Here is a 9,707-nt window from a genome sequence, read left to right as displayed (position 1 = left end):
CCTCACCCGCGACAGCCGCGTGGTCGAGCGTAAGAAGTACGGCCGTGCGAAGGCACGTCGTTCGTTCCAGTTCTCGAAGCGTTAATCGCTTCCAACTGCGACACTTGGAAAGGCGGGGCTATGCTCCGCCTTTTTTTGTTATTGTGCCCGCACGAATCGACAGCGCCGCAACTGAGACCTTCCGAGGCATCGCATGACAAGCTCCCCCGTCGTCCAGACCCCTGAACCGCCCTACTACATCGTGACCTTCTCCTCACGCAGGACGGCCGGTGACCACGGCTACGACAACATGGGCGACGAGATGGAACGGCTCGCGCGCGAGCAGCCCGGATTTCTCGGACTGGAAAGCATCCGCGGCGGCGATGGCTTCGGCATCACCAATTCCTATTGGAGCGACGAGGAAAGCATCGCCGCGTGGAAAAGCAATGTCCGACACCTGACCGCGCAGCGCCTCGGACGCGAACGCTGGTATGAAGACTACCAGGTCCGCGTCGGCAAGATCGAACGGCAATACGGGTTCGAACGGTCCTAGGACCGTGCCGTTCCTCGCTCGGTTCTAGATCGGCAGTTCCGTGGTCGACTTGAGTTCGCGCAGGACGAAGCTCGACACCACCGTGCGCACGTGCGGGTTGCGCATCAGATAGCGCGTCATGAAGGCATCATAGCTTTCGACGTCGTTGGCGCGGATCTTCAGCATGTAGTCGAACGTGCCCGACAGCGCGTAGCACTCCATGATTTCCGGCCGGTCGCGCACGACGGCCGAGAAGGCGGCGATCGCCTCGTCGTGGTGATCCTCGAGCGTCACGTGCGCAATGATACAGAGCTTCAGATCGAGCTTCGCCGGATCGAGTAGGGCGACGCGCTTGCGGATCACCCCCTCAGCCTCCAGTTCCTGCAGCCGCCGCCACGCCGAGCTTTGCGACATGCCGGCCCTTTCGGCGAGATCGGACAAGGATTGGCCGCTGTCGGCCTGAATCAGTCTTAGAAGCCTTCGAACGGGCTGAAGATTTTCTTTCACATCGGACGGCATTACGAAATTTCCTCCCGCTATCAGGCTTCCACCTGGCAACTGTGGAACAAATACTCGCGCCATCCGCGATACAATTGCAACAGGAGATTTGTTCGGACGACTGAGGAGGCGTCATGACCAAGGAAAGCACCTACACTGCGAAATTGCCGGAACCGGACGGCACCTATCTTTACACCCCGGAAGAAGATGCGATCTGGGGCGAGCTCTATCAGCGGCAGATGAAGCTTCTCGCCGACAAGGCCTGCGACGAATACCTGGAAGGTGCGCGCACGCTCGACCTCGGGCCGCATCACGTGCCGCAGTTGAACGACGTCAACCGACGCCTGACCGAGACCACCGGCTTCGGCGTCGAGGGTGTTCCGGCGCTCATACCGCCTTCGCGCTTCTATGAGCTCCTGTCTGAGGGCAAGTTTCCGCTGGCCACCTTCATCCGCCGCCGCGAGCATATCGATTACATCGAAGAGCCCGATATCTTCCACGAGGTCTTCGGCCACTGCCCGCTCCTGACCAACCAGAGCTACGCCAATTTCGTCCGCCGCTTCGGCGAAAAAGCCGTCTCGCTCGGCAAGGGCTATTCGTGGCACATGTTCCGGATCTTCTGGTTCACCGTCGAGTTCGGCCTGATCAACACGCCGAATGGCCGCCGCTGCTACGGCGCCGGCATCGTATCGTCACCGAGCGAAACCCGAAACGCCATGGAAGCATCCGGCATCGAGTTCCGGCCGTTCGACCTGATGACCGTTCTCAGAACGCCCTATCGCATCGACATCGTGCAGCCGATCTATTATGTGATCGACAGTTTCGCCCAGCTCGAAACGATCATCGAAGAGGACATCGCCGCGCGCATCACCGAGGCCAAGGCGCTCGGCGACTTTGCCCCGACTTACGAAGCCAAAGCCTCGTAATTGCCGAAGAATCAGCCGGCAGGGCCTTGCCTTGCCGGCGACGATTGTCCAACGTCTCGCCACGAGAAGTAGAGCGGATTGGCTGGCCAAACGCGCCGGCATCCGCCCCAGCAAGAGGCGGGACATGGCCAACAGGACGATCGATCATGCGCTGACTGCGCGCTCGCTCACATCGGCAGCATCAGACCCGACCCATGCCGGCATCCTCTCCTTCATGCGGCGCAAGTACTCCAAGCAACTGAAGGGCGTAGACGCCGTCGTCTGGGGCATTCCCTTCGATGCCGCTACGTCCAACCGTCCCGGCGCCCGTTTCGGACCTCAGGCAATCCGCCGCGCTTCGGCGATCTTCGACAATGACCCGCAATACCCGTTCGAGCGCGACCTCTTCTCGCAGATGGCGACGATCGACTATGGCGACTGCCTGCTCGACTACGGCAATCATCAAAAGACACCGGCGACGATCGAGCGCGAGGCAGCGAAAGTCATCAAGAGCGGAGCCTATCTGCAGACGCTTGGCGGCGACCACTTCGTCACCTACCCGATCCTCAAGGCGCATGCCGCCATCCACGGCCCCCTCGCCCTCGTCCAGTTCGACGCCCACCAGGACACCTGGTCGGACGAGCGCGGGCGGATCGATCACGGCTCGTTTGTCGGCCGTGCCGCGCGCGAGGGCCTGATCGACACGGATGCCTCAATCCAGATCGGCATCCGCACCCATGCGCCGGAGGATTGCGGCATCCGCATCCTCTACGGCTACGACGTCGAGGAGATGAGCGCTACGGACATCGCCGAGACGATCATCCGGCAGGTCGGCGAGCGCAAGGCGTACCTCACCTTCGACATCGACTGCCTCGACCCTGCCTATGCACCCGGAACCGGCACGCCGGTTGCCGGCGGCCCGTCGAGCGCCAAGATCCTGTCGGTGTTGCGCAAGCTCGGTGCGCTCACGGTCGTCGGCAGTGACGTCGTCGAAGTGGCGCCCGCCTACGACCATGCCGACATCACGGCGATCGCCGGCGCGACCGTCGCCATGTACATGCTGGGGCTGCACGCGGAGAAGCTGGCGGAGCGCTCGACGCTGCGCTGAACGTTTGCCGTCAACCGAGATCGAGCAGCCCGGCATTCTGGCGTTGGCGAAGATGCTGGTCGACCAGCCCGCGATCCGCGCAGGCGTGATAACGGCCGCTGCAGGCGTCGCGCAGGCGTGCCAGCGCCTCGAATGTCGGCGAGCTCGGCAGGCCGGCCGCCTCGATCAGGCTGGCCGGAAGGAAGCCGACATCGAGCGGCATGGCGAAGGGCCGCATGTCGATGTCGCGCCCATAGGCGTGGACGGAATAATAGGTCCTGTAGGCCCGCGACCGCAGGTCGGCAAGGACGCCACCTGCCGGCGCGTCGGCCAACAGGTAGCCCTTGGTGGCGACCGCCTGATGGTCGCCGAAATCGACGACGACGGTGCCGTTCGGACCGGGCGTCTGCTGGCGCTTGGCGCGAAAATCCAGGAAGTCCCGCTTGGCGAGCGCCACACGGCGCAGATACTCGTTCGCTTGCGCATCCGCAGCGAAGGCCTTCTCGGGCAATGTGTCCTCAGGCACGAGGCTCATGTCATAAGGACCGTGGGGAAAGAGCGTCTGCATGGCGATGAACAGCGGGCGCCCATCCCTCGCGCGATGCTCGCGGACGATCCGCTCGACGGCATCGAAATAGAAGCGATCGCGAACAAAATGCGATTCCGGCTTCATCGCATCGAAATCGACGATCTCCTGAAAACCGATCGAACGCAGGAACGGCCCCTCGTTGACGAAACTCGCCTGCATCGGGATCACCGCGACGGTGCGATAGCCGCATCGTGCCAGGAGATCGGGCAGGCTTGCCTTGACCCTGCCCTCGAGAATTTGCGTGACATAGGGACTTTGCCAGCCAAAGTCCGCTCCCGACAGCCCGGTCATGACAGAAAAATTCGTGACCCAGGTGCCGCCCCCGAACGTCTCAACCTGCAGCGGATACACATGGCCATCCTGCGATTGGAACGCCGCAGCCATCCAGTTGGGAACACGCACCTGCGGGAAATAGCTCGGGTTGGTTTGGCTCTCGCTCAGAACGACGAAGAGGTCGGGCTTGCTCGAATCGCCGCCGCAACTGACGTCGTCGCTGAGGCTTCCCTTCGTCTCGACGGTATCGAGCTGGTCAGCAAGAACGATACGTCCGAGCGGAAATTCGAGGTGGCCGAGCGACACGAAAAAGGACGAAGCATCGTAGCCGGAAATGTAGTGAATATAGTCCGGCTCATCCCCGTTGTCGGGATAGAGTGCGACGACACCGGCTGAAGCGACGAAAAGCAGGCCGGCGCGCAGGCCGAAAGAGCACGAGGACAGGCGATCGCCACGAAATGCGACGACGAGAAACGCGAGCGCCACTGCCGAAGCCGCGATGCCCGCAATCAGCACCTGGAAATAGGAGCCGGCCAGAAAGGAAAGCGCCGATCGGTCGAAGCCGGTGAAGGCGAAATCGAAGACGTGCAGGGAAAAACCCTTCAGGTGGAATTTGACCTCCGACATCGCCGCGATCAGCAACACCATGGTTCCTGCGGCCCAGAGCGAAAAGCTCGCGCGGCGCGAAAACAGGAAGAAAACGGCGGCGATGGCAAGTGTGATCAGGACCAGAAAAGGCAAGAACCGCCAGCGCGTATCGAAAGAATGCAAGGCCAGAAGCAGCGGCGGGAATGCCAGCGAGACCGACAGCGGATGCCGAAGCACGGCGCCGATCCGGGTCATCAGTTTCTTCAATCCGCAGCTCCTGCATGACAGTTTTGTGACAGGGCTCCAGATGCAGAATTGGGCGCAGCAACACAACCGCTGAGTTGCAAATCTTAAGTTGTGGTTAACCATGCGACGGCGACGTCGGCGCGGGCGATGCGGCGCCCGCGGTCACCCGCACGGTTGCGGGCCACCGCCGCTGCTTATATATGAACACCTCCACGGCAACGCCTACATCGCGTCCGCGCGGAACGCCGTGTTGAGAAACTGAATCAAATCTGTGTCAGATTGATTCCGCGACAGCTCGTAACCTTTTGGAAGAACGGGAAAATCATGAAACCGAAGATCTTCATCGATGGCGAACACGGCACCACGGGCCTGCAGATCCGCACGCGCATGGCCGGCCGTAGCGATCTCGAACTGCTTTCCATCCCGGAAGCGGAACGACGCAACGCCGCGATGCGCGAAGATCTCCTGAACGAGGCCGACATTGCCATCCTGTGCCTGCCGGACGACGCCTCGCGTGAGGCGGTTTCCATGGTCTCGGGCAACAACAAGGTGCGGACCATCGACACCTCGACCGCGCACCGGATCGCGCCCGATTGGGCCTACGGCTTTGCCGAAATGGACAATGCCCAGCCGGCCAAGATCCGTGACGCGCGCCATGTCGCCAATCCCGGCTGCTATCCGACGGGTGCCATCGGGGTTATCCGACCGTTGCGCCAGGCCGGCATCCTGCCGGACGGCTATCCGGTGACGGTCAATGCGGTCTCCGGCTATACCGGCGGCGGCAAGCAGATGATCGCCCAGATGGAAGACGAGACCAATCCGGACCACATCAGCGCGCCGCACTTCCTCTACGGCCTGACGCTCAAGCACAAGCATGTGCCCGAGATGAAGATGCACGGTCTGCTCGATCGTGCGCCGGTCTTCGCCCCCTCGGTCGGCAAGTTTGCGCAAGGCATGATCGTCCAGGTCCCGCTCTATCTCGAAGACCTCGCCGCGGGCGCCACGCTGGAGACGATCCACGCCGCCCTCGTCGAACACTATGCCGGCCAGTCGATCGTTGAGGTCGTGCCGCTTGCGACAAGCGAAAAGGCTGCCCGCATCGACGCGACGGAACTCGCCGGCAAGGACACGATGAAGCTGTTCGTCTTCGGCACGAGCGGCGGCAATCATGTCAACCTCGTCGCCCTGCTCGACAATCTCGGCAAGGGCGCTTCGGGTGCCGCCGTCCAGAACATGGACCTGATGTTGTCGGCCTGATCGGCGCGCGGCGCTGCAGCCTGAAAATGAAAAGACCCCGGCGAGGCGATCGCCGGGGTCTTTCTTTTTGACTTCGTGCAGGCGTCAGTCGCGATACTCGATTGACGTCGGCCGCGGGTATTGGCCATAGAAGCCGCGCCAGTGGGCAATGGCGAAACCAAGCACGACAAGCGCACCACCCTGATGCGCCACGCCCCAGACGACCGGCACCTGCAGCACCAGCGTGGTGATGCCGATCACGGCCTGAACCGAGACGAGCAGGAACAGGAGCACAGCGCGGCGCGCATGGGTGGTTTCGGGTGCCGCCCTCAGCGACGCGATCATATGCATCAACGCAAAAGCGAACAGCACATAGGCGCCGATGCGGTGAACGAACTGCACCGTCTTCGGGTTCTCGAAGAGGTTGATCCACCAGGGCTGCTGCAAGAACAGGTCCTGCGGGATGATCGCGCCATCCATCAACGGCCAGGTGTTGTAGCTGAATCCGGCGTCGAGGCCGGCGACCAGCGCGCCGAGATAGATCTGGAACAGGCTGAAGATGGCAATGATCATGGCCATCTTGCGCGAGCGGTCCGTCGGCGCGGCTTCGTTCGAATGCGGACTGAGCGCGCGAAAGATCCACATGCAGGCGGCGAAGATCAGACAGGCGATGACCAGATGCGTTGCCAGCCGGTACTGGCTGACTTCGGTGCGCTCGACCAGGCCGGACGAAACCATCCACCAGCCGATGAAGCCCTGGAAGCCCCCAAGGGCGAGGATGCCGAGAAGCGGCAGGCGCAGCCGGCGCTCGACGCGACCGGTCAGCCAGAAGAAGGCGAGCGGCAGCGCGAAAATCAGGCCGATGGTGCGCGCCAGCAGTCGATGCGCCCATTCCCACCAGAAGATGGTCTTGAATTGCTCGACCGTCATCTCACTGTTCATCTGCTGATACTGCGGAATGCGCTGGTAGAGCTGGAACTCTTCCTCCCATTCCGTTGCCGAAAGCGGCGGGATCACCCCGTGGATCGGCTTCCATTCCGTAATCGAGAGGCCGGATTCGGTCAGCCGCGTGGCGCCGCCGACGAGCACCAGCGCAAACAGGGTGAAGAGCACGACGGCAAGCCAGCCGCGGATCTGCCGCCTGTTGCGGTCGGTCTTGCCGATCTCGTTTCGAAGCATCTGTTCTGTCGCCATGTCGACGCCGGCCATCATTGTCCCTCTGATTTCGCAGGGTTCGGCGGCGCGACCGGACGGATCAACGGTCGCACCTTCAGGAAAGCCGTTGATTTGCACCAGAGCGGCATGCAAAACAAGGCCGAAACCTTTGCGGCATGCCGTCGCGGACCATCCGCGCCGACCTTGAGCCATCTGAAAGAAGTGAAATGCCCGTACGCCTCAGAAAGCTGATCGGCACGATCCTGATCATCATCCTCGTCGTCGTCTATGCGCTGGCGGCCGTCACCTTCGCATCGCTGCTGCTCGGCGCCGCCCCCTGGTGGATGCATCTGGCCTACTTCTTCTTCACTGGTCTGCTCTGGATATTGCCGGCGATGCTGATTATCAAATGGATGGAAAAGCCGGCGCGCGATCGCTGATCCGGCTGAGCGGCCAGTCCAGGAGACGCCCATGCGACTTGCAGTGATTGCGGATATCCATGGCAACGATCTGGCGCTCGAAGCGGTGCTTGCCGATATCGATGGGCTCGGAATCACCGACATCGTCAATCTTGGCGATCACGTCAGTGGACCCCTCAATGCGGCGCGCACTGCCGACATCCTGATCGAGCGGGAGATCCTGTCGATCCGTGGCAATCACGATCGGTATCTGCTGACCATCGATCCCCGCGAGCTGGGCTTGTCGGATCGTGCCGCCTACGATCAATTGCAGCCGCAGCATCGCGAATGGCTTGCCACCCTGCCCGTGGCGCATGTCCACCACGACACGTTTTTCCTTTGCCATGCGACGCCGACGGATGACGAGACCTACTGGCTGGAGGCGTTGACGGCTGACGGCACCGTGCACATGGCGCCGCGTTCGGCGATCGAGGCGGGAGCCGCCGGCATCGACTATCCGGTGATCCTGTGCGGACACACCCATATCCAGCGCGCTGTGCGCCTGTCCGACGGTCGCCTTGTCGTCAATCCCGGCAGCGTCGGCTGCCCCGGCTATGACGACGACCGGCCGGTGCCGCACAAGGTCGAGGCGGGTTCTCCGGACGCGCGCTACGCCATCATCGAAAAGGCGGCGAGCGGCTGGAGCGTTACCTTCCGAAGCGTTCCCTACGATTGGATGGCGATGTCGCGGCTTGCCGAAAGTCGCAATCGCCTGGAATGGGCAAAGGCGCTCGCCACCGGTTTCCTTGATTGACCGCAGGCCGACTGCGGGCCGCATCGCTTCATGCTTTGCTAACCGCGTTCTCCGGTTCTTCTCAAGCGCCTTGATAAGCACTCTCGAATTAAATGGATCGTAGCGGCTTTGCGCTTCAATCGCTCCGCAACAGGGACCGGACGGCGCCTTCGATGACGAACTCGGATGTTACCATGGACAGCCCCGGCAACCGCCGCGCGCCCTCGTCCATGCGTGCCGGTCCGGCCGACGCCGTCGCGCGCTTCGAAGTCTCCGTTCATCGCCAGCTGGAGCCGATCGAGGCCGACTGGCGCTTGCTCGACGGTCTTGCCGGCAACTCTCTCCATCACGCCTACGACTGGTGCAGCACCTGGGTAAAGACGCATGGCAGCGACCTGGTGGTTTTGCACGTCACGCTCGACGGCGAGCTCTTTCTCATCCTGCCGCTCGAGCTCAAACATGGACGGCTGTTCAGAACCGCCCGCCTGATCGGAACGGAACACAGCAACCTCAACACCGCTCTGTTTGCCGAGAACGCCTCGGCCGTGACGACGCCGGCGCTTGCCGCGACCCTTGCCAACGAGATCCGGAAGGCGCTGCGTGGCCTCGCCGATGTCGTCATGCTCGACCGGATGCCTTCCATCTGGCGTGGTCGCGTCGGCCCGCTCGCCACGCTTGCGGATGCCCCCAACCCGAACCCCTCCTTTCAGCTTCCGCTTCTCGGCAGCATTGAGAAAACGCTCGCGCAGATCAACGCGAAGCGTCGCCGCAAGAAGATGCGCATCTCCGAACGGAGGCTGGCGGAGATGGGCGGCTACGACTACGTCGTTGCAAGCACCGTCGATGAGGCAAGGTCTCTGCTCGATACGTTCTTCCGTCAGAAGGCGGCCCGCTTTGCAACCCTTGGCCTTCCGGATGTCTTCCAGGAACCTGAGACCCGTGCCTTTTTCCATGCGCTTGCGGCGCAACAGGACGGCGGCGCCCCCCTGATGGAACTCAACGCCATCTGCCTCAGGGGCGCACATGATGGACGGGTTGTCGCCGTGGCCGGCCTGTCGAAGAAGGGCGACCACGTCATCTGCCAGTTCGGGTCGATCGACGAAGCGCTCGCCGGCGACGCAAGCCCCGGGGAGCTGCTATTCTACCGGATGATCGAACGCCTTTCGGCCGAGGGGATTCGCCTGTTCGACTTCGGGGTCGGCGATCAGCCCTACAAGCGTTCCTGGTGCACGATCGAAACGCCGCTCAGCGACATCGTCCTGCCCGTGAGCTTTGCCGGCCATCTGGCGGGCCTCCGCCACCATGTCGTGGTGCGGGCGAAACGGGCAGTCAAGGCCAACAAGTCCATCTACGGCGGCATTCAGCGGGCAAGGCGGCTCCGACAGTCCAGAAGCTCAGACGCAGCGCCCGACTGAAACGGAGGCGCTT

General features: G+C 62.5%; 11 protein-coding genes. 8 read left to right on the top strand and 3 right to left on the bottom strand.

The genetic code is table 11. The annotated features are described in order from the left end of the window. Both rpsI and VGO12_RS21290 read left to right on the top strand, forming a co-directional pair. Positions 1–85: 30S ribosomal protein S9 (gene rpsI, locus VGO12_RS21295; protein WP_327498349.1), on the top strand; the 85-nt coding region annotated here is incomplete at its 5' end. 108 nt (positions 86–193) lie between these two features. Beyond that, positions 194–532, top strand: coding sequence for an antibiotic biosynthesis monooxygenase (locus tag VGO12_RS21290; protein WP_327514744.1), 339 nt, complete (start codon positions 194–196; stop codon positions 530–532). 24 nt (positions 533–556) lie between these two features. Here VGO12_RS21290 and VGO12_RS21285 read toward each other — a convergent pair whose 3' ends face one another. Further along, the gene (locus VGO12_RS21285; protein ID WP_327514743.1) at positions 557–1,030 is read right to left on the bottom strand and encodes an Lrp/AsnC family transcriptional regulator; all 474 of its coding nucleotides are present in this window, start codon (positions 1,028–1,030) and stop codon (positions 557–559) included. Positions 1,031–1,143: 113 nt separating this feature from the next. Between VGO12_RS21285 and VGO12_RS21280 the strand changes: the two genes are divergently transcribed. Continuing rightward, the gene (locus VGO12_RS21280) at positions 1,144–1,935 is read left to right on the top strand and encodes a phenylalanine 4-monooxygenase (protein ID WP_327514742.1); all 792 of its coding nucleotides are present in this window, start codon (positions 1,144–1,146) and stop codon (positions 1,933–1,935) included. Positions 1,936–2,059: 124 nt separating this feature from the next. Continuing rightward, positions 2,060–3,022, top strand: coding sequence for an agmatinase (gene speB / locus VGO12_RS21275; RefSeq protein ID WP_327514741.1), 963 nt, complete (start codon positions 2,060–2,062; stop codon positions 3,020–3,022). Positions 3,023–3,032: 10 nt separating this feature from the next. Here the strand turns inward: speB and VGO12_RS21270 are convergent, their stop codons facing one another. Continuing rightward, on the bottom strand, positions 3,033–4,718 hold the full coding sequence (locus VGO12_RS21270) for a sulfatase-like hydrolase/transferase (RefSeq protein WP_327514740.1): 1,686 nt from the start codon (positions 4,716–4,718) through the stop codon (positions 3,033–3,035). A 303-nt stretch (positions 4,719–5,021) separates the two neighbouring features. Here VGO12_RS21270 and argC point away from each other — a divergent pair, with 303 nt between their 5' ends. After that, positions 5,022–5,954 carry an N-acetyl-gamma-glutamyl-phosphate reductase gene (gene argC, locus VGO12_RS21265; protein ID WP_327514739.1) on the top strand — a complete coding sequence of 311 codons (933 nt, stop codon included), beginning with the start codon at positions 5,022–5,024 and terminating at the stop codon, positions 5,952–5,954. 84 nt (positions 5,955–6,038) lie between these two features. Here the strand turns inward: argC and VGO12_RS21260 are convergent, their stop codons facing one another. Beyond that, positions 6,039–7,142, bottom strand: a complete 1,104-nt coding sequence (locus tag VGO12_RS21260; protein ID WP_327514747.1) for a COX15/CtaA family protein — start codon at positions 7,140–7,142, stop codon at positions 6,039–6,041. Positions 7,143–7,315: 173 nt separating this feature from the next. Here VGO12_RS21260 and VGO12_RS21255 point away from each other — a divergent pair, with 173 nt between their 5' ends. From VGO12_RS21255 to VGO12_RS21245, 3 genes are all read left to right on the top strand, one after another. After that, on the top strand, positions 7,316–7,528 hold the full coding sequence (locus VGO12_RS21255) for a DUF2842 domain-containing protein (protein ID WP_327514738.1): 213 nt from the start codon (positions 7,316–7,318) through the stop codon (positions 7,526–7,528). 31 nt (positions 7,529–7,559) lie between these two features. After that, complete coding sequence (locus VGO12_RS21250) at positions 7,560–8,300, top strand: metallophosphoesterase family protein (protein ID WP_327514737.1); 741 nt, start codon at positions 7,560–7,562, stop codon at positions 8,298–8,300. 152 nt (positions 8,301–8,452) lie between these two features. Continuing rightward, a complete protein-coding gene (locus VGO12_RS21245) occupies positions 8,453–9,694 on the top strand; it encodes a GNAT family N-acetyltransferase (protein WP_414650756.1) in 1,242 nt (413 codons plus the stop codon). Positions 9,695–9,707: the final 13 nt, after the last annotated feature.

It is taken from the genome of Ensifer sp. (assembly GCF_035999135.1).
GTDB lineage: Bacteria > Pseudomonadota > Alphaproteobacteria > Rhizobiales > Rhizobiaceae > Ensifer.
The sequence above is the reverse complement of the archived record's forward strand: the minus strand, read 5'-3'. Positions and strand labels throughout refer to the sequence as shown.

Bases quoted from the DNA above. Each gene is read 5' to 3' on its own strand.
- VGO12_RS21290 (WP_327514744.1), top strand. From the start codon at position 194: ATGACAAGCTCCCCCGTCGTCCAGACCCCTGAACCGCCCTACTACATC.
- VGO12_RS21285 (WP_327514743.1), bottom strand. From the start codon at position 1,030: ATGCCGTCCGATGTGAAAGAAAATCTTCAGCCCGTTCGAAGGCTTCTA.
- VGO12_RS21280 (WP_327514742.1), top strand. From the start codon at position 1,144: ATGACCAAGGAAAGCACCTACACTGCGAAATTGCCGGAACCGGACGGC.
- speB (WP_327514741.1), top strand. From the start codon at position 2,060: ATGGCCAACAGGACGATCGATCATGCGCTGACTGCGCGCTCGCTCACA.
- argC (WP_327514739.1), top strand. From the start codon at position 5,022: ATGAAACCGAAGATCTTCATCGATGGCGAACACGGCACCACGGGCCTG.
- VGO12_RS21260 (WP_327514747.1), bottom strand. From the start codon at position 7,142: ATGGCCGGCGTCGACATGGCGACAGAACAGATGCTTCGAAACGAGATC.
- VGO12_RS21255 (WP_327514738.1), top strand. From the start codon at position 7,316: ATGCCCGTACGCCTCAGAAAGCTGATCGGCACGATCCTGATCATCATC.
- VGO12_RS21250 (WP_327514737.1), top strand. From the start codon at position 7,560: ATGCGACTTGCAGTGATTGCGGATATCCATGGCAACGATCTGGCGCTC.
- VGO12_RS21245 (WP_414650756.1), top strand. From the start codon at position 8,453: ATGACGAACTCGGATGTTACCATGGACAGCCCCGGCAACCGCCGCGCG.